Origin of the sequence: Vibrio olivae, assembly GCF_042428525.1 — a bacterium.
In the GTDB taxonomy this organism is placed as follows: Bacteria; Pseudomonadota; Gammaproteobacteria; order Enterobacterales; family Vibrionaceae; genus Vibrio; species Vibrio olivae.
Map to the genome: position 1 here is coordinate 1 of NZ_JBHMEP010000127.1, position 535 is coordinate 535.

Sequence of the window (535 nt, forward strand, 5' to 3'; positions counted from 1 at the left end):
AGGTCTTTTGTATTTCTTGATTACGAAGTCCTTGTCTCCGAACCGCACTCTTTCGACTGTGTTCCTTCGGTTACAATAAACCTCTTCCCGTTCATATTCTTCCGATGGGATGGCTCGGATATAACTCTCGTAGGCGGCATAATGCGGATGAATATGTACCTTCATTGTTTTTATTTACATTTTACTTCTTTTGAACGGTGCAAAGATAGTGCAAACCGAAAGCAGAACAAAATGAACTTGTTCATTTTTTATGCTGAGGTGCAGCCTATCTTCGCTTTCCGGAGGCAAAGATAAAAAAGAAATCTTGTATCTGCGCTACAGATAGCAGAGATTAACACTGATTTTGCAACAATTCCCCGATTGTCTTTCCCAATACCGGATGCACCACGCCTGAAGCAATCTCCGCCAACGGCTCCATCACGAAACGGCGTTCCTGCATCAGCGGATGAGGAAGTTTCAGTTCGGGAGTATCCAGCAAAACGGGAGTACCGTCATCGGCAAAACAGAGCAACAGGTCGATGTCTATCACACGGTC

Annotated in this window: 1 protein-coding gene; it reads right to left on the bottom strand. The window is 44.7% G+C overall.

The genetic code is table 11. From position 1 onward, the window contains the following. Window positions 1-331: 331 nt before the first annotated feature. A partial coding sequence (locus tag ACFFUV_RS24200) for a 2-amino-4-hydroxy-6-hydroxymethyldihydropteridine diphosphokinase (RefSeq protein WP_512701417.1) occupies window positions 332-535 on the bottom strand: 204 nt, incomplete at its 5' end.